Consider the following 23,307-nt stretch of genomic DNA (forward strand, 5'->3'; position numbering starts at 1 on the left):
CATCAAGCAAAGAAGAAGAATTATGAAGCATTTGGTTTGTTGTGTCAAGCACTTTGTGAAAATAATTTAAAAATCTTTTAAACTGTTTTCTGCTTGCTGCTGCCTATTGGCAGCTCCTACAAACTTCACTTCACTCATCACTTAGTGCAAATTACTTACTGCAGCAATCTGTACTAAGGGATGACTTCTTCGTAACCTATAAAACAAACTTGTTTTTAAGATCACCCAGTAAGGTCGATAACTATAACACGGTGATTTTGATTTGTGCAAGTTATTTTCTTACTCTGTAAAACTGAGTGGGCTGCCATTAGGCTAAACCGCACACTGTGATACAGCTTGTTTGCTTATTACTAACTAGCTAAAACCTGACCCCTAACGTTGTGTTAGTGGGTTGGTAAAGCGCTGATAAGCAACCAAGAACGAAACTATAGCAAGCCTAAATTAACATTGCAAGCGTTTTGTGAAAAAAGAGGCTTAGTTCGTTTTACGCATCGGTTTAAGGGATCCACTCCGAGCATGATGTCAGCTCGCTGTCGTATACATATATAACGATCCCTATATATAAAGGCGTAGCCGTCTGTTTATTTACCCCCTACACTGTTTACTACTCATTTGTTTACTGGCTTTCTTACATCATGCACGAAGACATACTGATAAACGTTACACCGTTTGAGACTCGAGTGGCTTTGGTAGAACAAGGTGCGGTTCAAGAGATTCACATAGAACGCAGCATACAACGCGGTTATGTTGGCAACGTTTATTTAGGCAAAGTATCGCGAGTCCTGCCTGGCATGCAAAGTGCTTTTGTCGATATAGGATTAGATCGCGCTGCCTTTATCCATGTCGCTGATTTGCGGCAAAACCGTGTAGAACGTACTCAAGGCGCCTCTCCCACCCCCATAGAGAAGCTACTATTTGAAGGGCAGTCTCTATTAGTACAAGTCATCAAAGATCCTTTAGGTACTAAAGGGGCGCGACTCTCCACACAAATTAGCATTGCAGGACGCATGCTGGTGTACTTACCGTTTGACCCTCATATTGGGGTCTCGCAACGTATAGGTGGTGATGCTGAACGACAAGCATTACGTGACCGTGTTATCAGCTTAATGCCCAAAGAAGAAAAAGCGGGGTTTATCGTGCGCACTCAAGCTGAATGCGCCAGTGATGAAGAAATCGCCGCAGATCAGCAGTACTTACGCAATTTGTGGGCAAGAATACTAGACCGAATCAAAACTCAAGGCGCTCCTTCGGTTGTATACACAGACTTAGACCTTACTCAACGCGTATTACGAGATATAGTGACGCCCAACACCGGATCGATTATTGTGGACTCTAGGACTGTCGTCCAAGAAATGAGGGACTGGGCAAAAATTTATACCCCATCGGTTATGGATCTTATCCAACATCACCGTGGCAGCCGTCCCCTTTTTGATACCGCCAATGTTGATGAAGAAATCAAACGGGCTCTGTCCCGCCGAGTCGACTTGAAGTCAGGTGGTTATTTAATGATAGACCAGACAGAAGCGCTCACTACAATTGATGTCAATACGGGCGGCTACATAGGGGGCCGTAATTTTGACGATACTATTTTCAAAACCAATTTAGAAGCCGCTGTCGCCCTAGCTCGTCAGCTACGCTTACGCAACTTGGGCGGCATTATTATTCTAGACTTTATCGATATGGATAACGCTAGACACAAAGATTCTGTATTAGAGGAGCTACATAAAGCACTCAGCAAAGATCGGACTCGTGTGACGATTAATGGCTTTAGTCAGTTGGGGTTGGTAGAGATGACACGAAAACGTACCCGTGACTCTTTAGCTCATCAGCTTTGCGAGCCTTGTCCAACCTGTCAATCTAGGGGCTCTGTACGCACCGCGCGAAGCGTGTGCTATGAAATTTTACGGGAAGTACTGCGTGAGGCTAAGCAGTTCAACCCTAAAGAGTTTCGTATTTTGGCATCGCAAGAAGTAGTGGACTTATTCTTGGAAGAGGAAAGCCAGCACCTAGCTGTGGCGGGAGATTTCATTGGCAAGCCAATTACGCTGGAAGTTGACCCCCACCACACCCAAGAGCAGTACGACATTATTCTTTCTTAGACTCCGGTTCGGCGTCATGCTCGCAAACACCTGGCGCCCGAATAGAGGCCAGCACTTCTTGCACCTGCGTTAAACCACCCGGCCTGTAGCTGTATGCTTGTACAACCGTGCTGCCACTAGCCAATTGGGTAAGCTCGAAAAGTATCGTGTTTTCCCAGCCGCCGTCTTCATTGCGTGCGTAACGTAGTGTGCCGTAGCTTGCTTGCCGTTCATCCATGCGAAACACAGCAGCTTTACCACACGCAGCTTGGTGTTGAAACAAGGCTTTTTGTATTTCGGGAAAATTGGCCGCTATTTTATATTCGCCCACTAGATAAGTAGCTTGGCGTAAGTCAGATTGACGTAGCCCCTCGGTTGTTGTGCTACAGGCCCCTAACAATAAGCCAATGCAAAGTGAAAGTCCTAGTTTGTACTTCAATTTTTGATTCCTTAATATACGCACTACGTTATGCCACTTCACTATTGGCGAACTGCAAACGGTACAAATTAGCATACACCCCATCTAGCTTGAGCAGCTCGTCATGGCGTCCGCGTTCGATGATTTCACCTTGATCTAACACCAATATCATGTCCGCTTTTTGGACAGTGCTTAAACGGTGCGCAATCACAATTGTGCTGCGCCCCTGCATCAGCGCTTCTAATGACACCTGCACCTGCCGCTCAGACTCGTTGTCCAGCGCAGAGGTCGCTTCATCTAGAATCAGAACGGGAGAGTTTTTAATTAAGGCCCGGGCAATAGCCAACCTTTGACGCTGCCCCCCGGATAATGCACTGGCATTCTCACCTACTTGCGTCTCTAGCCCTTGAGGCAAGCTTTTAACAAACTGATCGAGACTAGCTGCCTCTAAGGCGAACCAGATCTCCTCCTCGGATACGGCACCCTCAGCACCATAGGCTACATTTTGACCAATAGATCCTTCGAATAGTACGACATCTTGACTGACTAACGATATTTGACTGCGTAAATTACGTAAACTCAGCGTCTGTATATCAGTATCATCAAGCAATACCTGCCCAGACTCTCCCTGGACAAAACGCGGCAACATGTTCGCTAGCGTCGTTTTACCACTTCCTGACCGCCCCACCAGTGCGACGGTTTGGCCTGGCTCAACCACAAATGAAACATTGTTTAATGTGCGGTGTGCTGTATTCGGATACTGATGACTAACATTCACAAACTCCACACGACCACGGACAGGCTTATCCAGATCACCGCCTGCCAAATCTTGTTCGGCCTCTTGATCGACTAAACGGAAAACACTTTCAGCTGAAACCAGCATACGCTGCACAGTGCCTGTCATATTGGTTAAGCGTTTAATAGGATCGAAGATTTGACCTAATGCGGCCATAAAAGCAGCAAAACTGCCTATGGTCAACGCCCCAGTATTAGCTTGATATAAGGCGACAAAAATCACCCCTGCCACAGCCACCGCCACAAATAGCTGAGTAATAGGCGAAAGAGCGGCATCTGCCGCAGCAGCCCGCATCGCAAAACGGCGCAAGCGGGCGTTAACATAGGAAAATCTCTCTTGCTCGCGCTCATAACCATTAAACAACTTAATCACGCGTTGACCATCTATCGCTTCGTTCACCACTCGAGTCAACTCAGCATTCATATTAATGGTGTCACGGTTAATACGACGCAGGCGACGCGACACCATACGCGCCACAAACACCGAGATGGGCATCACTAAAAAAACAATAATAGTTAGCTGCCAAGACATGTATAGCAACACGCCTAGCAAGGCAATAACCGTCAGTACTTCGCGGGTCACCACAGTAACCACTTCAGTGGCCACGCCCGTCATGACCCCCGCATCGATGGTGAAGCGATTTAATAAACGCCCTGTATCGCCACGCCTGAACTCTTCGTCCGGAAGATTCAACAAGCGCTGAAACATTTCGGCTCGCAGCGAGAACAACATTTTGTTCGTCACCCAAGCAAACACATAGGTACTCAGATAGGTCGTCACACCTCGCAGCAACATTAAGCCGATGACAGACAAGGGCAAGAACCAAATATAATAAGGCTTACCACCTGTGAAGCCGTCATCAAGCAAAGGCTTCATAATAATAGCGAGCAAAGGCTGCGTGGCCGATGCAATACTAACAAGTATCAATGCCAGCGCCACTTCTTTCCAATAAGGGCGCAAACGGCTATAGATTCGGTTCCATAACTCAGCGCGTACTGGCTCGTGACTAGCTGCTTGAAATTTTAATTCCTTATTTTGCGGCAAAACAGACACCTATATACTATGTTGTTGATACTATTTTAACGTTGTACGCTCTTACTGAGTGTCTAATTTGCTGCTTCACCTGGTCTGTATTTGCATGTCTACACCTTCTGCCATTTATGTACGCTTACCCAACTGGTTGGGTGATGTATGCATGAGCCTTCCCAGCTTACAAGCCCTGATCGACAGCGGTATCCCCACAGTGGTGTGCGCTAAGCCTTGGGCTAAAGAATTACTCTTGGGGTTAAACATCGCTGGGTTTATACCCTTAACGGGTAAATGGTGGCCAGATAGCCAAACAATCAAAAGCTATCGCCGCACACACCGCCATCAGCAAGCAGCAGGGGTACTTTTGCCCGACTCACTGAGCAGTGCCTTATGCTTTCGCCTAGCGGGCCTACCCAGTGTAGGCTATAAAGATGATGGTCGCAGTGTATTACTGCGCTGGCCACTTAGCAAACCACTGCATAAATTGCATGCCGTGCAGTCGTGGTATTACATTGTGCAGCAAGCATTGCAACGTTGGTCATTCCCAACTCCGCGGGAACAGCCCTTAAAACAACTAGGTCTACAACTTAGTGAGGCTCAACGACAAGCCGGCGACCTTGCCCTAGCACAAGCCAACCTAGAGGCCGGACGATATATACTCATCGCTCCTACTGCCATAGGACTGCATAAGGGCAGAGTAAAAGTTTGGCCCTATTTCAATGAGTTATGCATCGCGCTTCAAGCTCGAGGATATACCGTATGCATGTGTCCGCCCCCCGCGGAGCGGCAGGCAGCGCTAAACACTGTGCCCCATGCCCTATGCCTTCCTTCGTTGCCACTAGGAGCCTTTGCCCGACTTTGCCAACAAGCCGCTTGGGTGGTGTGCAATGACTCCGGCGTCTCTCATGTAGCAGCGGCGATTCAAGCCCAACAACTCACACTTTGTGGTGTCACCAATCCAGAAGATACCGGCCCTTGGTCCGAACGAGCTCTGTGTCTAGGCCGCGATGGCCAATGGCCCAGCTTAGAGCAAGTACTTTCAACTCTAGAGCCTAGTTTATCCAGCCTATGAATCTCTCTTCCGTCCTAGCACAGCTCGTTGTTCCGCTAAACCTATGTGCCGCGTTACTGCTTCTTGCTTTATTGTTTTTTATTATTCGCTGGCGCAAGCTGGCTTTTAGCACGGCGTTATCTGGTTTGCTCTGGGTGGGACTGTGGTCAACGCCAGCTTTTAATATCTTAGCTGGCTCTTATCTAGAGCAGCGCTATCCTTACGTTGCTCCTGCTAATTTAGCTCAGGCTGATGCTATCGTCGTGCTAGGAGGACATACAGCACAAAACCGCAGCAACTGGTTTTTACCTGATAGCGCTAGTCGCACTTCTAGTCGTGTACGCATGGCTGCTGACATCTATCACGCTGGTCGCGCTCCAATAATTATACTATCGGGCGCAGCCCTAGATGGCGGGGTCAGTGAAGCGCAGATGATGACCCAAACCCTTATGCAATTTAATGTTCCACCATCCGCCACATTGCAAGAAGAGCAAAGTTTAACCACTGAAGGTAACGGCTTTTACAGCGCTCAACTGCTGCGTGAGCATCAACTACAACACGTGCTATTAGTCACATCGGCCTTACACATGCCTCGCGCTATGGCCGTTTTTAAAAAGCAAGGTGTCGATGTGCTCGCCGCCCCCGCACCCCCGCAGATCGTAGCGCCTAACCAACTATCGTTCTCGCTATGGCTGCCCAGTATGCACACCTTGCAATCTAGTCGCTCTATTATTAAGGAGTATTTAGGGATGACAATATATTGGGTGCGAGGCTGGATTTAACGTGCCGAGCTCAATCACCAGCAGTTTTAGCTGCCGTGCCCAGTGCGCTGCTTGTTGCATTGCGCCATCGATTAGCACCCCTATGCCCAAAATGCCACACGGTAAACCCGCTGGGGTGCGCTGTGCGCATTTGCTCAATGACTTACGCTGTGAGCTATTTGGACTAGCTACCCGTCCAAGAGTATGCAGCAGCTTACAAGCCAGCATGGAAATGTGCGGCAGTAACCGTGACTATGCTTTGCAATACTTGCACGACTTAGAGCGGTTAAGTAACCCAAGTACTCAATCACCTTAAGGTTAGGCGCTCAACTTTTCTGCCAAAATTTCGCGATAAAGCGCGTCATAGGCTTCAGCCACTACTCCCCAAGTATGCTGACTAGCCACTTGCGACATAGCATTCTCACGCAAGCGCTGTGCTAGCAAAGGCTGCTCGCCAAAACGACGTATATAGTCAGCAAGCTCGTGGGCATTTTCAGGATGACTCAACAGCAATGCTGTTTTTTCATGTTCAACATACTCTGCAAAGCCACACCAAGGGGTAGGGCTGAGGATAACAGGCAAACCAAACGACATGGCTTCTAACGGAGCCATACCAAAACTATCATTTAGTGTGGGGTGCACATATATATCGGCGGCCCGATAATAAGGCTCAACATTGGCTGTCGCTTCTTGAAAGCTCACCCTATCCACCAACTGACATTTCAGCAGCTCGGGCTCCAACTGAGCATATAAACTTGTCTCACCCCCCACCACTAATAATTTATAGTGAGGCGCCAGCATAGCCATTGCCTGTAAGACTGTATGCAACCCCTTACGTAAAGGATTACGCGCGACTAACAAGCAAACAATATCCTGCTTCTCCCAACCATAATTTTGACGTATTTTTTGGCGGACGGGGTGCTGAGGATAATAAGCTTGTACGTGCACACCGGGCGGAATAACCGGGTAGGTTTGCCCGGCATAAAGCTTGTGATAAGCCTGCTGCAGCTGTTCAACGATGAGCCCAGAAACTGCCACTACCCTGTGGCCTGCTCTAGGCTCTAGCCGTCTTTTCTCTAACCCCAAGTACATAGCAACCCTAGGACTAAGATAAGAATCTAGTGTTTTCCACCAAGAACGAACACGAACTCGCCACTGATAACGCACAGGGGTGACATGCACCACCTCTACGTCACCACACCAGCCGTTCATATGAGAGTGCACTAAATCAAAACCATCTCGGGTCAGTTTTGCTGCGGCGCGTGCGAAAAAAAAAGACCTAATCCAACTTGGCCAGTGACGTGAGAGTGTGATGGGCAAAAACGGTAAGCGCAAATCGCAGTGCGCATCGTATTCACGGGCGATGACAGTAATTTCGTAGTATTGCGCCAGCTGACGCATTAACTCAACACCATAAGACTCGGCACCACCAAAACGATTACCAAACTTATCGACAACAAAGGCAAGACGTAAGCCTCGCTTGCCCGCAGCAAACTCTGAGCCGGAAGCGCTGTGTAAACTCATTAGCGGGACCTGCGTTTATTATCTTCGAGTCGAGTTAAGCACTTTTGCAAAAAACGCACTATATTTGTTGAGCGCGAAACGGTTACCCGAGGAAGTTGTAGAAGATCGTCATCCATTCGAGCTAAACCACGATGAGTAGTCGTGGCATTAGTATAGCCAGCGTTCGAAACCTGATCACGAATATTGTTATCGTAGTGCCCATAAGGATAACAAAAAGCGCTAACCTCATGCTGAATCATATTCTCTAACTCACGCTTAGACTGCGTAATTTGATAGGCTGCTAACTCTGAAGATAGCTCGTTAAGATGAACATGGTCTAACGTATGAGAACCCACTTCATGACCTGAAGCGACCCAAGCGCGCAGCTCTGGCAAGGACATCAGACTGGAATGGGGTACACCTTTAGGCTGGTCCCAAAAATTAGACCCATCTAGGTGTCGAGCAACAAAATAATTTGTGGCAGTAAAGCCTAGCTCATCTAACACTGGCATAGCATTTTGAAAAACATTGCGATAGCCGTCATCGAAGCTCAAGCCAACAACCTTACCATGACGCTCGCCTCGTACATAAGGCAAGACTTGAGCCATAGATAGGCCTCGATATCCCAACCGTTTCAACCACACCATTTGGCGGCGAAAGTCGCTGGGATGCACCGTTAAACCCCTATAGGGAGAGCCCTTAGGAGCGGGTAAGCCGACTTGGTGGTACATCAATATAGGGATCATGAGCAAATTATAAGGTATTGCTTTACTGCGCACATACCTCGGTATAAAAATCCATGGTGCTCTGTGCTAACAAGCTCATAGAAAACAAATCTTGAGCACGCTCACGCGCCGCTTTTTTCATAGCCAGAGGGTAACCATTATCAAGCAAAGCCTGCAACCAGCTTTGGACTGCTTGCACATCTCCTGCAGGCAACACCCAGCCGTCCACCTCATTTCTAACCAGCTCCGGCAAACCGCCAGCGTTAGAGACCAACGTAGGCAAGCCCATCGCCAAAGACTCACACGCCGCGTAAGAGCCCGCCTCATGAAACGAAAATACAAAACCTATATCACTGGCAGCTAAAACACTCGCAGGATCACTGACCAAACCTGGAAAAATAACAATATCTTGCAAACCTAAACTATCAACCTCAGCTCTTACTGCTGGGGCAGGAGGATCTCCAGCGACTAGCAAACGTAAACGTTTTTGACTTGTCTTGGGGAGTTGAGAAATAGCACGCGCTAAAACCAACCAACCTTTATCTAAGTCCGTTCCGCCCACACTGCCCAATACCAGCACTTCATTACCGATGTCGCCTAGAAACCTTTGACGCGCTGACCGCCATTCAGGCTCAAGCACAGGGGCAAACCGTTCAAGATGCACTCCTAGACGAATTGTTTTAATAGCCAACTTTTGGTAACTAGACCGATGCAGCAATTCGCTCACCTTGTCGCAGACTCCAATTACCCCCGCCGTACCCACGTTTGCTCGCAAACGATGGCCTATGCTACTTACCGGCATAGTATTATGCTTGGTCCATACAATTTTGGGCGGAGTAGGCAAGAAAGCACAGGCCAAAATAGCCTGCTTGTGATCAGAGGATCCATTCACATGCACAACATCAAACTCTACATCGCGGAGTAGCTTATACAAACGTCGTGTCTCAGCCAGCATCGTAAAAAATCTAGAGCTAAACGTTGTGGGTAAGCACGTTACATTGCTTACGTTGCTAGCTAACGCATACAGGCGACTACTCGAGGGCGTAGCGATATAAACGTCATGCTCTTTATTAAAACTAGCTGCTAAATTAACAATATATGTGGCATGTCCCCCACCATTCCCTAGGTGAGCATTGGTATATAAAATTTTCATAAAGACGTTTACTTCTTGCGCCTAATCAGAGAGTACAGTTTCACATAACGATAAAAACTACCGGTAGCTGCCATGCCAGCCAAAAAAAGCCCCTGCCAACCATCTAAAAAACCTCGCCGCAACACATAGTGACGCAAGAACGTCCAAAAACTATGCCCAAATGGTCCAATAACGCTAGTACGTTTGCCTCGTTCGAATGCTTGCTGTGCCGCTGAGGAAGAGTATTGATTGATTTTATTAATAAATACTTCTAACGACGCGTACGGATAATGCAAAAAATGACCTTGAAGAGTTAAAACAGAACCGGATACGTTTACTCGCTCATGAACTTTGACCGTGGTAAATCTACCTAAGTCACGCCGGAACAAACGTAGTACCCGATCCGGCCACCAGCCACTATGACGTATCCATCTACCAGCGAACTCAGACAGCCTTGCGATACGATAAGCGGTTGCTCGGGGTTGTGTAAGCTCTTGCCGAATACTGTCAGCCAACTCAGGAGTAACTCGTTCATCAGCATCAATCGACAATACCCATTCGCTGGTGGCTAAGTCTAAGGCTCTATTTTTCTGCGGCCCAAATCCGGGCCAATCCGTCGTTATAGACACCTTGGCCCCAAAGGCTGCTGCGATCTCAACAGTACGGTCCGTACTACCGGAGTCCACCACAATAATTTCGTCGGCGAAGGCAACCGATTCTAGGCAAGCCTGAATATGAGCCTGCTCATTCTTTGTGATGATAATCACGGAGAGCGTAGGTAAGGTCATTGCTGACGTCTCCGTCGGCGCCAAGCTTTCCAAGCATTAAAAACGGGTCCGATTAAAGGGTGCACTGCTACATTTAAGCGACGCCCGACGGAAGCCCCTGTCGTATCGCGGACGGCAAATCTATAAATATGGGCAGGGGAAGTTCCTACCTGATTAGAACCGAATGCTTGGGTTGTATATAAATGAGTAAAACCTAGCTCTTGAGCAATGCGGACATAGTCTTGATCGAAATACCCTTGAGGCCAGCAAAAATGCGGAGAGACAGCGCCCAACTGAGTGATTAAGGTTTGACGAGACTGCTCGAGCTCCCAACGAATTTTTTCATTTTTCTCTGCCCGCTGTGCACCTAAATCCCAACGGGTATGCGTGTGCGTGTGGCTGTGAAACTCAATCACCCCCTCCTGCTGCATGGCACGAATTTCGCTCCACCGCAAGATAACCTCATCACTACGTCCTGCTGCGATCAACTCCTCACATTCTTTATGAGTAGGACAATAAGGTAGATCAGCCTGCCCCGCATAAGGCCGCACAGGGCCGTCGTTCACCCAGGAAGTAACGAGGAAGATCGTCGCCGTAAAGCCATACTTTTTTAGTAAAGGATAGGCATACACCCAGTTATCCAGATAGCCATCGTCGAACGTAATCAACACCGACTTACGCGGCACCTTACGCCCCACCAAGTGACCGGCAAACTGTTCAGCACTTAAGCTGACCCAGCCATTTCGCTGTAACCATTGTAGATGCTGCTCAAAATGCTCAGGTGTAGCATTGATCATGCCTCCCTGTGGAGTGACGTGATGATACATCATCACAGGCACTGTCGTTGCTCCGCTCATTTCCGCAACTCCTTTAACCAGCGATAATAGGCACTTTCTAGCTGCCCACCCATTGCCTTAGGGGTAAAAAGGTCATCTCGACGACAAAATGCTTTACCTGCCTGCCCCATTTCTTGCCGGAGGGCAGGATCACGTATCAAACACTCTAGGGCTAGCGTTAAAGCATCAATATCATACAAAGGAACGATTAACCCGCTTTTCCCTTCCTGTATAACTTCTGGCACCCCACCCACCCGAGTACCCACCACAGGTATACCGGCTGCGCCAGCTTCCAAGAAAACCGTACCAGAGGCCTCGATATGAGTGGCCAAAGCAAACACATCAAAATTAGGTAAAAGCGATGGTACATCAGCTCGCCTGCCCAGCAAATGCACGCGATCAGACAAGTTTAACTCTGTTATCAGAGCACTTAACTCCTCTCGCCCTGGAGTTCCGTCGCCTACTACCACCCAATGCAGATTGGCATATTTTTGAAATAAAGGCCTCAGGGCCATGAGGAGCTCTTTGTGACCTTTTTGCCGACGCAACACCGCCACGCAACCTACTAGCAAAGCCTGCGGATCTAGGCCTAACTCTACCCGTAAATCTAAAGTAGGCGCATGATCGATCTCGTCTGGATTGATACAAGGGTAAACAACCTGTACCGCTTCAGGCTTAACACCTTTTTCAATCAAATGCTGCCGTACGTACTCACTAGGCGTGATGACTCGATTCGGGACTATGGTGTAAGAGAGCAAAGAACCTACTTTTTTAGCTAAATGTCGAGTACGAACGATTACCGGCGTTCCCGCCAACCGTCCCGCCATCCCTGCTAGTAAGGTATCCCGTCTACTATGGCTATTAACCACATCAAACTGCCCCTGACGCAACACTGCGCTTAGTTGTTTGACACCACGTATATAGTTTTTAGCTCCATCCATATACAAGGTGTGCACCACAAACCCCTCATCACGCAAACGCGCCGTTAACTGCGCATGTGGTTGACAAGCAGCCTCGACCTGATGCCCTCGTTCACGCAATATTCGCATCACCTGTAAAATATAAGTTTCCTGACCACCAAAAGAAGTGGCCGCTTCACTGTGCAGGATTTTTAAGCTACTCATCGGTAAAATATTTCCACTTCACTTGCACTAGACCAGGCTTCCAAGCGCTCTAGCATGCTGTCAGCTAAACGCACTCGCCACTCTGCACCCAACTTCACGACGCAATCATAATCAGCTTGTTGCAATAAAACCTCTACCGGCACACCAAGAATATTATTTTCTGGTTCGGCTCGGTAAGGATTTAGCTGGCTATATAAAGTATCCACATCTAAGGTGCTATCGACGGTGATACGCAAATTGGTGGCGCGTGCTTCACGTGCCAACTGCAAATCAAAGATGGCATCGGCAGAAACGCGCAAGCCGCCTGTGTAATCATCATGGCTGACCTTTCCCTGAATAATTACTAACTGATCTTCGCGCAACCTATGCTTGTGCTCTTCAAACAGCTCGTTGAAAATCGCCACCTCAAGCTGCGCGGAGCCATCATCTAGGGTGGCATACAGCATTTTTCCGCGTCGCGTCATGCGCACCCGCACGCCCGAGAGTATGCCAGCAAACCATTGCAAGCTGCGCGATGGTTCAAGGCGTACCAAGGGGGTTGGGGCAAAACGTCGCACCTCATCACGCCATGCGTCAAATAAATGCCCGCTAAAACAAAAGCCTAAGGCTAATTTTTCTTGACGTAAGCGCTCTTGCAAGCTCCATGGTGCCACTTTGGCCAGTTCGCCTTCGACAATATCATCAGAATCATCGGCAAATAGCGAGGTTTGGTTAGCGCTACGTTCGGCTTGCTCCGCGGCCTCCATGGCACTACCAATACTAGCCAACAAAGCGGCCCGATTATCTTCTATGCTGTCAAAGGCACCAGCCCGTATCAATGCTTCAATACTGCGTTTATTGACGGACTGCCTATCTATACGACGACAGAAGTCAAACAAACTAGCAAATTCTCCGTCTGCCTTACGCGCCGCGACAATCGCCTCAATCGCCGACTGACCAGTGCCTTTGACGGCTCCTAAGCCAAAACGCATTGTTCGTGGAGGCAGCCCTTGAGCCGTATACGTGTCTTCAACAGGTTCAAAGCGATAGTTAGAGGCATTGATATCGGGCGGCAGTACCTTAACTCCGTTAGCAAGGGCATCTTTCCAAAATATCTGTACCTTGTCCGTATCATCCATGTCCGACAACAAGGTTGCCGCCAAGAACTCTGCTGGATGGTGAGCCTTCAGCCAGGCTGTCTGATAAGCGATCAGGGCATACGCTGCGGAGTGCGATTTATTAAAACCGTACCCTGCAAACTTTTCCATCAAGTCAAACAGCTTCACGGCCAGATCGGCGTCATAGCCTTTTTTAATCGCCCCTTCTTCAAACAGAGTACGGTGTTTGGCCATTTCCTCGGGCTTTTTCTTCCCCATGGCACGCCGCAATAGGTCAGCGCCCCCTAAGGAGTAGCCTCCAATAATCTGCGAGATCAGCATGACCTGCTCTTGGTAGACGATAACGCCATACGTGCTTTGCAGGGTGCTTTCTAAATCAGGATGAAAGTAATCCACCTCTGCTCGACCATGCTTACGATTTACAAAGTCCACCACCATGCCCGACTCTAAAGGCCCTGGCCGGTACAAGGCCAGCATAGCGATGATGTCTTCGAAGTTTGATGGTCGTAAACTACGCAATAGCTCTTTCATGCCCCGCGATTCCAGTTGGAATACAGCGGTAGCATTCCCTTCACACAGCAAAGCATACGTGGCCGGATCATCAAGCGGCAAACTCATGATATCAAAATCACGTTTATTGCTATTGAACTGGCGCACGTAGCGAACGGCCCAGTCCAAAATAGTCAGGTTACGCAAGCCTAAAAAGTCAAACTTTACTAACCCAGCTGCCTCGACGTCATCTTTATCATATTGGGAGACCGCATTGGCATCTGGACCAGGCTGAGCGTACAACGGACAGAAATCAATCAACTGCCCCGGCGCAATCAACACTCCGCCTGCGTGCATCCCTACACTGCGGGTCAAACCTTCTAATGGGCGTGCCAGGTCAATCAAGGAACGCACTTCCTCATCGGTTTCGTAGCGCTCTTTGAAAGCGGGCTCGTCAGCTAAGGCCCGCTCTAGGGTCCATGGATCGGCAGGGCTAAAAGGAATGAGCTTAGATAAACCATCGCACAAGCTATAAGGCAGCTCTAGTACGCGCCCCACGTCACGCACTACTGCTTTCGCACCTAAAGTGCCAAAAGTGGCAATCTGACTGACCGCTTTGCGCCCGTAAGTCGTCTTTACATAATCAATCACCCGTTCGCGATTATCCTGACAAAAATCAATATCAAAGTCAGGCATAGAAACGCGCTCGGGATTCAAAAACCGCTCAAACAGCAAGTCATAGCGCAAAGGATCAAGATCAGTAATACCTAACACATAGGCTACCAGCGAGCCGGCTCCCGACCCTCGTCCTGGCCCCACTGGCACACCATTATTTTTACCCCAGTTGATAAAGTCGGCCACGATCAGAAAGTAGCCTGGAAAACCCATACTAATAATCGTGTCACATTCTATTTTTAAACGTTCGCGATAGGCGGGGTATTGCTGCTCACGTTCCGTTGCATCAGGGTAAAGCTGCATCATGCGATGCTCCAGCCCCTGCTTAGCTAAGTCTATAAGGTAATCACCTAACCCCATACCATCAGGCGTGGGGAAGTCGGGCAGATACGGTTTGCCTAACTCCATTTCCAAATTACAACGCTTAGCGACTTCCAATGTATTGTGCAATGCCACAGGTACATCTTGAAAGCGCTCATACATTTGCTCGCTGCTCAAAAAGTATTGCTCAGGCGTAAAACGGCGCACACGTCTAGGATTGGCTAGCTGCTCGCCATCGGCGATACACACGCGTACTTCGTGAGCCCGGAAATCCTCTTGCGCAATAAACTGAATAGGGTGGGTAGCAACCACCGGAATATCCAAATCGGCCGCTAGCCGCATCGCAGCCTGTACATATAGCTCATCACCGTCCATGCCGCGACGTTGGAGCTCAATATAAAAAGAGTCTGGAAATAACGCGCTCCAGTGTTGCGCACACTGTTTAGCAAGCTCCAGGCTACCCGCCTCGATGGCTTGCCCTATATCGCCCGCTCTGCCTCCCGACAAAGCCAGAAGGCCGCTACGATTGTGTAACCACTCCTTCCGCACCTCGGCCCGACCCTTATATTGATTCGTTAACCAAGCCTGAGTCAGTATGTCGCACATTTCCAGGTAACCCGTTTCATTCTTAACGAGTAATAAAAGCCGTTGCGGCTTTTCCCTATCATCCTCATTCTGAACCCAGATATCGGCGCCCATGATGGCTTTCAAGCCCGCTTTACGTGCCTGGCGGTAGAACTTAATTTGGCCAAAAAAATTGCCCAAGTCGGTCAGTGCCAAGGCAGGTTGCTGGTACTCAACCGCTTTTTTTACCATAGCGGGAATACGAGCTATGCCATCGACCACAGAAAACTCAGAGTGGCTGCGTAAGTGTACAAAAGGAAAGGATTGTTCATTCATAATGAGATTTTAGCGGGGAAATGTATCCCTGGTATAACTAGCGCTGTAGGGCCGCCCATGCCTTTTCCAAACGTTTCACAGATACGGGCATAGGCGTGCGTAACTCCTGCGCCCACAGTGAAACTCGTAACTCCTCAAACATCCAACGAAAATCGCGTAGCGATTTATCTTCGGCTCCTTTTAAGGCCGCCACTGCACGTTGATATTTCTGTAACAAGGGGGTGATCTCTTGTTGTAAGCGTGCATCCCGCAACGGATCTAAACGAATTTTATCTATACGCTGCTGTATCGCTTTTAAATAACGCGGGTAGTGAGCTAACTGGCCATACTCTGTGCGTTCTAAAAACTGAGCGGGCATCAACGCTTGTAACTGCTGCTGTACGTCTTTATAGGCCTCAGGATACGCTTTCAACTGTGGTAGTTTTTTCTGCACTTGCGACCACTCGGCTAAAATGTGGCCACATAAACGCGCTACTTCTTGTGCCAATAAGCCCAAGCGCTCTCGCCCCTCTTGGGTGCGGGTAGCGAACTGCTCTGCGCTCTCAGGCCACGGCTCTTGCATGCACGACTGCTCTAGAGCGGTCTGTAGGATTTGTTCTTTTAACTGTTCCTGCGTGCCCAAAGACATATACAACATGCCCATACGCGTCAGATCTTTAATGTTTTTTTCCTGAAACTTTAACGGCTCTTTCAATGCCAAGCTAAATAAACGTCTTAAACCGCGTCTATGTTGGCGACGAGCCTCATGCTGATCGTCAAAAACATCTAAATCACAATGGCTTCCCTTGTCTAGTAACGCGGGATAACCAATATAGCTGCGACCTTTGCGTTGGATCTCCATGAGTTCAGGTAGCGCACCAAAGCTCCACCCCGTCAGTCGCTCATGGTCCAGTACTTTGGCCACCTGCTCATCACCTGCAGCCAACTGTTGAAACGAAGCTTGTGCCTGTTTACCATGCTCGGCTTTAAGCTGATCGAGATTACGTCCACCGGACAACATACGCCCATGCTCATCCACCACTTTAAAGTTCATGAACAAGTGAGGGGCTAAAGTTTCTGGCTTGAAATCGGTGCGTAACGGCCGTTGCTTACATTGCTCCCAGATGTCCTGAATGAGCGCATCAATTAAGCTTTTACCGGGATTGCGTAAGCGTTCATACCACCGTCGGTGAAAGCTTTCTGCGTACTCGGGTAAAGGAACACAATGCCTACGCATGCGTTGTGGCAACGACCTCAACAAAGCTTGCACTTTTTCTTTCAGCATGCCCGGCACCAGCCATTCGCATAAGGCACCATCCAACTGATTTAAGGCAAACAACGGCACGGTAAGGGTGACGCCGTCGCGTACAGAGCCGGGTTCAAAATGATAGTCCAACGCCATCTTGACGCCGTTCCACTCCACGCTACGGGGAAACACATCAGTGGTAATACCGGCAGCATCATGACGCATTAAATCGTCACGATGCAATAACAGACCTTGGGCTTGTTCTGGGCTAAGCTCTTTGTACCATTTCTCCAAACTCGCCGTTTGACAGATATGATCAGGAATACGTTCAGCATAAAACGCATAGATCAGTTCATCATCAATCAAAATATCTGGACGACGTGACTGATGCTCTAACTTTTCCACCGCCTGTATTTGCTGTTGGTTATGGCGCAAAAAGGGCAGCTTAGAATCGATTTCGCCCGGCACTAAAGCTTGTCGCAAAAATAGCTCTCTGGCCTGCGGAAGATCAATACGCCCAAAATTCACTCTTCGGCCACTGTAAATCATCAAGCCATATAAGGTCGCGCGCTCATTAGCGACCACCTGCCCTGCTTTCTTTTCCCAACGTGGATCAGAATAGGTTTTCTTTAACAGGTGTGCTGCTACTCGCTCTATCCATTGTGGCTCAATACTCGCCACACACCGAGCGAATAGCCGTGATGTTTCCACCAGCTCCCCCGCCAGAACCCAGCGTCCAGCTTTTTTCACCAGACTGGAGCCCGGGTGAATGACAAAACGAATCTCGCGTGTACCTTGATACAAGCCTGACTCCTCAGACTTGTGGCCCACATTGCCCAGCAAACCTGTTAATAAAGCTTTGTGTACTTGTTCGTAACTAGGAGCCAGAGTATTGACGCGCCACTTGTGCTCAGCGGCTAAGCTACTCAATTGCTTATGTACATCACGCCACTCTCGCACCCGTAACGGGGACAGCAGATTTTGCTTTAACGCAGCGGCAAACTTGCGCTGTGAAGGTTGCTCTTGCGTTTGGGCCTCTAACCAGTCCCATAGCTTCACGTAGGACAAAAACTCAGACTTATTATCTTTAAATTTAGCATGTGCTTGGTTGGCGGCATCACGCTCATGCATAGGCCTATCACGAGGGTCCTGCGTCGATAAGGCAGCGGCCACAATCAGCATCTCACGCAAACACTGTTCATGATGCCCCGCTAACACCATACGCGCGACACGCGGATCGACCGGTAGCTTTGCTAAAGCCTTACCCACTGATGTTAAGGCTTGCTGCTCATCCAACGCACCAAGCTCTTGCAAGATTTGGTAGCCATCAGCAATCGCTCGCCCAGTAGGAGGCTCCACAAAAGGGAAACTTTCTACATCCTCTAAATGCAGCGCCTTCATACGTAGAATAACGGAGGCTAAGGAGGAACGTAATATCTCAGGATCAGTAAAAGGAGGCCGAGATAAAAAGCTCTGTTCTTCATATAAGCGTATACACACCCCGGGGCCAATACGCCCGCATCGACCAGCACGCTGATTAGCGGAAGCACGGCTAATGGGCTCTATACGTAGCTGTTCGACTTTATTGCGCCAGGAGTAACGCTTAATCCGTGCCAGACCGCTATCCACGACATAACGTATGCCTGGTACAGTGAGTGAAGTTTCAGCCACGTTCGTGGCCAACACAATACGACGTGCGTTGCCCTGCGGCCTGAATATCTGCTCTTGCTCAGCCTGAGATAGACGCGCATATAAGGGCAAAATTTGAGTATTAAATAGCTTAGCGGCTTGCAACGCCTCGGCAGCCTCACGGATTTCACGCTCGCCAGGCAGAAACACTAAGACATCACCCTGACCATGCGTAGCACACTCACTGACCGCATCAACAATACCTGTATACAAGTCTGCCTCGTCGTCCAAGGCAGGCTCACCTGCATTATCGAGCTCGTCCTTACCTAATGGACGATATAAAATCTCTACAGGGTACAAGCGGCCGGACACCTCAATAACCGGTGCAGGCTTGCCATGATGAGCGAAATGTTGGGAGAAACGTTCTGCGTCAATCGTGGCCGACGTAATAATCAGCTTTAAGTCTGGCCTCCTAGGCAAAAGCTGCTTAAGAAAACCCAATAAAAAATCGATATTCAGACTACGTTCGTGCGCTTCATCAATAATGATCGTGTCATACCGGCTTAAGCTTGGGTCTCGCTGTGACTCAGCAAGCAAAATACCATCCGTCATTAGCTTGATAGCCGAGCGAGGACCTGTTTTATCGCTAAATCGTATCTGGTATCCTACCCACTCACCTAACTCTGTATTGAGCTCTTGGGCGATGCGCTTAGCGACAGAAGTAGCCGCCAAACGCCTAGGCTGCGTGTGCCCTATCAGTTTTTCTTGGCCACGTCCAAGCTCTAAACAAATTTTAGGTAACTGTGTCGTTTTTCCTGAACCGGTTTCACCGCAAACAATAATCACCTGATGCTGTTGTAAGGCGCGTGCAATCTCTTGACGCCGCGCACTAACAGGCAGATCTTCCGGGTAACTAATACGGGGTAAAACCGTAGACTGGGGCTTTATTTCAACAGACTCTTGCATGAATGGTACTTTCTTAATACGACCGTCATTATAATTTTGGTTTTAAGCATTGCCTAAAATAACGCATAGAGCTGAATCTCAACGACCTAAGCATTTCAACTGGACAAGCAAACGCAGACAATGAACAACGATACACAAGCCCCCACAGACCTTCAAGACTCCGAAGCAGCACAATTTGTACGCTGGTTCCGCGAGGTCGCTCCGTATGTACATGGCTTTAGGGGCAAAACATTTGTGGTTGGTTTTGGTGGAGAATTGATCAACGACGGACTGCTTAATACGCTCATTCCCGATCTGTCATTGATGTCGGCACTAGGCATTAAACTTATATTGGTACATGGCTCGCGGCCACAGGTCAATGAGCAGCTTAGTCTAAAAGGCCAAACCCAACAATTTGGTCGAGGCATTGAACCCACAAGTGTAACCGCACTTGAGTGCGCAAAAGAAGCAGCAGGTGAAATTCGTCTCGATATAGAGGCCGCTTTCAGTCAGGGCTTACCCAACACTCCCATGTCTCACGCCCAGATTCGCGTCATTTCGGGCAACTTCGTTACTGCCCGACCAGTAGGCGTTATTGACGGGGTGGACTATAAGCATACTGGCGCTGTGCGCAAACTAGACATCGACGCCATGCGCACAACCTTAAATCAAGGTGCAATCATTTTGCTGTCCCCCTTGGGTTTCTCCCCCACTGGCGAAGCCTTTAACTTAGCCATGGAAGACTTGGCTACCAGTGCGGCCATTGCTCTACGAGCAGAAAAACTGATCTTTCTGACGCCCGAGCATATAGGTCACTCTAATAATCTGGATATAGACACCGAGCTAGCGCGATTGGACGCCGAGGCGCTGATCAGCTCTGGTAGCCTAGATGAAGACTGCGCCACTTTTGTACGCTTTGCCTCTTTGGGCGTCAAGCGAGGCGTAGCACGAGCCCATTTAGTGCCTTACAAACAAGATGGCAGCATCTTACTAGAGATTTTTACGCACGATGGTGTGGGCACCATGGTAGTGGAAGACACCTTAGACGATTTACGCCCCGCTACCCTAGATGATGTGGGTGCTATAGTCCAACTTATCGAGCCTTTAGAGCAAGACGGCACGTTGGTGCCGCGCGGCCGAGCTGTGATTGAACGCGAGGTTGAGCGCTTCACCGTGCTGGAACACGATGGCATTATTTATGGCTGTGTAGCACTCATTCCCTACCTTGATGAGCAAATGGCCGAACTAGCCTGCTTAATCGTACAGTCGGAATGGCAAGGAGAAGGCGAAGGGGACATGCTACTGCGACACACAGAAGCCAAGGCTAGAGCGATAGGGGCAAAGCGCCTCTTCGTGCTCACTACGAGGACCTCTCACTGGTTTATCAAACGCGGTTTTGTTGCCGGTGGGGTCTCTGATCTACCTAAACATAAACAAGCCAACTACAATCGCTCACGCAACAGCATGATTTTCATAAAAAAACTGTAAGCCCCGTAGGTTTTTACATACTACGGACGAAGTCATTTTATTTTTAGAGGTATTGTCATGACACGTATGGTTCAATGCGTCAAACTCAAGCAAGAGGCTGAGGGCCTAGAGTTCCCCCCCTACCCAGGTGATTTAGGCGTCAAGATTTGGCAAAGCATTTCCAAGCAAGCCTGGGCCAACTGGATTGACATACAAACCCGATTAGTCAACGAAAACCGCTTAAATCTGGCTGATACTCGAGCGCGCAAATACTTAAAAGAACAAATGGAAAAGCACCTGTTCGAAGATATAGACGTTGAAGCGCAGGGGTATGTAGCCCCTCCTTTGTAAGTAGAACCCATATAAAACACCCCAAAAGTTGGATTAAAGCCCAACTTTTGGGGTGTAGTTCATACAAGCCGGTTTCTTATTTCATTCGACAACTAAATGAGTTCGTCGCCCTCATTTTCTTCTAAGGCTTCCCCGCGAGCAATACGTTCTACATTTTTGACGTTGGTGTGACGTACATCATCACCCCGCACCATGTAGATAACGCGTTCGGCCATATTCTTGGCATGATCACCGATACGCTCTAGAGCGCGAGTAATAAAAATCATGTCTATAGACAATGAAATCGTGCGCGGGTCTTCGATCATATAAGTAATCATGTGGCGTAAGGAACCTTTCCACTCACGGTCCACATTTTTATCGTGACGCACTACCGTAGCAGCATGCACTGCATCCTGCCGCGCAAATGCATCCAATACGTCGTGAATCATGGTGGTGACCGATAAGGCCATATGACTGAGCTCGATAACGGGTTCGTACTCCAAGTTATTGTCGTACAAACGGCGGGCCATTTTGGCGATACGTTCGGCTTCATCCCCACAACGCTCCATGTCGGTGAGCATTTTGGAGATCGATAAGATCAAACGCAAATCGATCGCGGTAGGTTGATTACGCGCGATAAGATTGGTAATGCGCTCATCAATTTCATTTTCTAGACGATTAACTTCTTTTTCACGATCGCGAACCTGATCCACTAAAGCCATATCGCCAGTACGCAAGGCTTGTACGGCATCTCTGACCATGGATTCGACGATACCGCCCATTTCCAGAAATAGTGAACGAGCAGCTTCTAGGTCGGAATGAAACTGTTTGTTAGTGTGTTCTATCATAGTAGCCTTCTGTGACGATACGGGAGAACTCGCCCCTAAGCGGTGCAATGTATCAGCTTAAAATAAAATTATGACAATGTCATGAAGCGCTTGAAAGCAAACGCTGAATACCTGCCTGACCGGCTAACAACGCCACCGTTGCAGGTTTCAATGCAAATAAACCACAACACACCACACCGGGGATATTATTGATGTGAGACTCTAGTTGTGCAGGATCACGGATGTCCAAACCTTCAACATCAAGAATAAGCCCTCCGTTATCAGTAATAAAACCTTCACGTAAATGTGGCCGCCCCCCCAATTTTGCTAGTTCTCGAGCCACCGCAGCACGAGCCATTGGAATGACTTCAACCGGTAACGCAAACGCACCGAGTTGCTGCACCAACTTAGAGTCATCGGCAATACACAGAAAACGCTGAGCCACTGAGGCCACGATTTTCTCGCGTGTTAAGGCTCCGCCCCCACCCTTAGTCATATTTAGCTGCAAATCAATTTCATCGGCACCGTCCACGTACCAATCCATAGATTCGATCTCATTGAGATCTTTTACGTCTATACCTAATTGCTGCATTAACTGCGTTGAGCGGTTAGAGCTGGAGGCCGCCCCCTTAAAACGATCTGCGTGCGGCGCCAGAGCATGAATGAAAAGATCCACCGTAGAGCCCGTCCCTACGCCCAAAATCGTGTCAGGTTGCAAATAGGGCAGCACATACTGCACTGCTGCTTGAGCAACCTGCTGTTTTAACTCTTGTTGTGTATACATAATAATTCCGGCCAATACTTCATCAACATTACAAAAAACGCTCGGCCATTTTCTTTTCGTTAAAGCCCACACTGACCTGCCCTTGCTGATCCACGACTAAAGGACGTCGTACCAAGGCTGGAAACTCAGCAATCAAGGCCAACCACTGTTGATCAGTATCTGGTTGCTTACGCTCCTCGGGCAGGTTGCGCCATGTCATGGAGGCACGATTCACCAACTTCGGCCATCCCCCCAGTTGCTGCGCCCAGTGTTGTAAATCGCTAGGCGCCAAAGGATGCTCACGGTAATCGGTGAACGTAACGGCAAGCCCCTGCTGCTCGAACCAGTGACGAGCTTTAATGCACGTGCTGCACTTGCTCAAACCATACATCTTATTCATGCCTACTCCTTCATGCTTA

Annotated in this window: 19 protein-coding genes; 6 read left to right on the plus strand and 13 right to left on the minus strand. The window is 48.7% G+C overall.

Translation table 11 applies throughout. The features are described from left to right. Positions 1–635 precede the first annotated feature (635 nt). Positions 636–2,099 carry a ribonuclease G gene (rng, locus tag OSH01_RS08425; protein WP_266123653.1) on the plus strand — a complete coding sequence of 488 codons (1,464 nt, stop codon included), beginning with the start codon at positions 636–638 and terminating at the stop codon, positions 2,097–2,099. Here rng and OSH01_RS08430 read toward each other — a convergent pair. Together OSH01_RS08430 and msbA are read right to left on the minus strand one after the other, a co-directional pair. After that, positions 2,086–2,517, minus strand: a complete 432-nt coding sequence (locus OSH01_RS08430; RefSeq protein WP_266123654.1) for a hypothetical protein — start codon at positions 2,515–2,517, stop codon at positions 2,086–2,088. The genes rng and OSH01_RS08430 overlap by 14 nt on opposite strands. A 28-nt stretch (positions 2,518–2,545) precedes the next feature. Beyond that, positions 2,546–4,345: a lipid A export permease/ATP-binding protein MsbA gene (gene msbA / locus OSH01_RS08435; protein ID WP_376918070.1), complete on the minus strand. Its 1,800-nt coding sequence runs from the start codon at positions 4,343–4,345 to the stop codon at positions 2,546–2,548. 85 nt (positions 4,346–4,430) lie between these two features. Here msbA and OSH01_RS08440 point away from each other — a divergent pair, with 85 nt between their 5' ends. The 3 genes from OSH01_RS08440 to OSH01_RS08450 all read left to right on the plus strand — a co-directional run bounded on the left by OSH01_RS08440 (position 4,431) and on the right by OSH01_RS08450 (position 6,449). Then, a complete protein-coding gene (locus tag OSH01_RS08440; RefSeq protein WP_266123656.1) occupies positions 4,431–5,393 on the plus strand; it encodes a glycosyltransferase family 9 protein in 963 nt (320 codons plus the stop codon). Next, positions 5,390–6,154: a YdcF family protein gene (locus OSH01_RS08445; protein ID WP_266123657.1), complete on the plus strand. Its 765-nt coding sequence runs from the start codon at positions 5,390–5,392 to the stop codon at positions 6,152–6,154. The genes OSH01_RS08440 and OSH01_RS08445 overlap by 4 nt, the downstream gene beginning before the upstream one ends. An 82-nt stretch (positions 6,155–6,236) precedes the next feature. Further along, positions 6,237–6,449: a YkgJ family cysteine cluster protein gene (locus OSH01_RS08450; protein ID WP_266123658.1), complete on the plus strand. Its 213-nt coding sequence runs from the start codon at positions 6,237–6,239 to the stop codon at positions 6,447–6,449. A gap of 2 nt (positions 6,450–6,451) precedes the next feature. Here the strand turns inward: OSH01_RS08450 and OSH01_RS08455 are convergent, their stop codons facing one another. From OSH01_RS08455 to hrpA, 8 genes are read right to left on the minus strand one after another with little or no spacing between them, the layout of a single operon-like run. Beyond that, positions 6,452–7,657 (minus strand): glycosyltransferase family 4 protein, encoded by a 1,206-nt coding sequence (locus OSH01_RS08455; RefSeq protein ID WP_266123659.1) that lies wholly within the window; start codon positions 7,655–7,657, stop codon positions 6,452–6,454. Continuing rightward, positions 7,657–8,367, minus strand: a complete 711-nt coding sequence (locus OSH01_RS08460; protein ID WP_266123660.1) for a polysaccharide deacetylase family protein — start codon at positions 8,365–8,367, stop codon at positions 7,657–7,659. The genes OSH01_RS08455 and OSH01_RS08460 overlap by 1 nt, the downstream gene beginning before the upstream one ends. A gap of 37 nt (positions 8,368–8,404) precedes the next feature. Further along, positions 8,405–9,514, minus strand: a complete 1,110-nt coding sequence (locus tag OSH01_RS08465) for a glycosyltransferase (protein ID WP_266123661.1) — start codon at positions 9,512–9,514, stop codon at positions 8,405–8,407. 8 nt (positions 9,515–9,522) lie between these two features. Continuing rightward, positions 9,523–10,281, minus strand: coding sequence for a glycosyltransferase family 2 protein (locus OSH01_RS08470; protein WP_266123662.1), 759 nt, complete (start codon positions 10,279–10,281; stop codon positions 9,523–9,525). Continuing rightward, positions 10,278–11,117 carry a polysaccharide deacetylase family protein gene (locus tag OSH01_RS08475; protein WP_266123663.1) on the minus strand — a complete coding sequence of 280 codons (840 nt, stop codon included), beginning with the start codon at positions 11,115–11,117 and terminating at the stop codon, positions 10,278–10,280. The genes OSH01_RS08470 and OSH01_RS08475 overlap by 4 nt, the downstream gene beginning before the upstream one ends. After that, positions 11,114–12,220: a glycosyltransferase family 4 protein gene (locus tag OSH01_RS08480; RefSeq protein ID WP_266123664.1), complete on the minus strand. Its 1,107-nt coding sequence runs from the start codon at positions 12,218–12,220 to the stop codon at positions 11,114–11,116. Before OSH01_RS08480 ends, OSH01_RS08475 begins: the two co-directional genes overlap by 4 nt. Next, positions 12,217–15,702: a DNA polymerase III subunit alpha gene (gene dnaE, locus OSH01_RS08485; RefSeq protein WP_266123665.1), complete on the minus strand. Its 3,486-nt coding sequence runs from the start codon at positions 15,700–15,702 to the stop codon at positions 12,217–12,219. The genes OSH01_RS08480 and dnaE overlap by 4 nt, the downstream gene beginning before the upstream one ends. A 37-nt stretch (positions 15,703–15,739) precedes the next feature. Then, positions 15,740–19,522, minus strand: coding sequence for an ATP-dependent RNA helicase HrpA (hrpA, locus tag OSH01_RS08490; RefSeq protein WP_266123666.1), 3,783 nt, complete (start codon positions 19,520–19,522; stop codon positions 15,740–15,742). A 120-nt stretch (positions 19,523–19,642) separates the two neighbouring features. Here hrpA and argA point away from each other — a divergent pair, with 120 nt between their 5' ends. Beyond that, a complete protein-coding gene (gene argA, locus OSH01_RS08495) occupies positions 19,643–20,989 on the plus strand; it encodes an amino-acid N-acetyltransferase (RefSeq protein WP_266123667.1) in 1,347 nt (448 codons plus the stop codon). A gap of 57 nt (positions 20,990–21,046) precedes the next feature. After that, positions 21,047–21,319, plus strand: a complete 273-nt coding sequence (locus tag OSH01_RS08500; protein ID WP_266123668.1) for an oxidative damage protection protein — start codon at positions 21,047–21,049, stop codon at positions 21,317–21,319. 92 nt (positions 21,320–21,411) lie between these two features. Here the strand turns inward: OSH01_RS08500 and phoU are convergent, their stop codons facing one another. The 3 genes from phoU to OSH01_RS08515 all read right to left on the minus strand — a co-directional run bounded on the left by phoU (position 21,412) and on the right by OSH01_RS08515 (position 23,288). After that, positions 21,412–22,146 carry a phosphate signaling complex protein PhoU gene (phoU, locus tag OSH01_RS08505; RefSeq protein WP_266123669.1) on the minus strand — a complete coding sequence of 245 codons (735 nt, stop codon included), beginning with the start codon at positions 22,144–22,146 and terminating at the stop codon, positions 21,412–21,414. A 79-nt stretch (positions 22,147–22,225) separates the two neighbouring features. Beyond that, positions 22,226–22,909: a ribose-5-phosphate isomerase RpiA gene (gene rpiA / locus OSH01_RS08510; RefSeq protein ID WP_266123670.1), complete on the minus strand. Its 684-nt coding sequence runs from the start codon at positions 22,907–22,909 to the stop codon at positions 22,226–22,228. A gap of 28 nt (positions 22,910–22,937) precedes the next feature. After that, positions 22,938–23,288, minus strand: a complete 351-nt coding sequence (locus OSH01_RS08515) for a Spx/MgsR family RNA polymerase-binding regulatory protein (RefSeq protein WP_266123671.1) — start codon at positions 23,286–23,288, stop codon at positions 22,938–22,940. Positions 23,289–23,307: the final 19 nt, after the last annotated feature.

It is taken from the genome of Alcaligenes endophyticus, assembly GCF_026344035.1.
Lineage (GTDB): Bacteria > Pseudomonadota > Gammaproteobacteria > Burkholderiales > Burkholderiaceae_B > Alcaligenes > Alcaligenes endophyticus.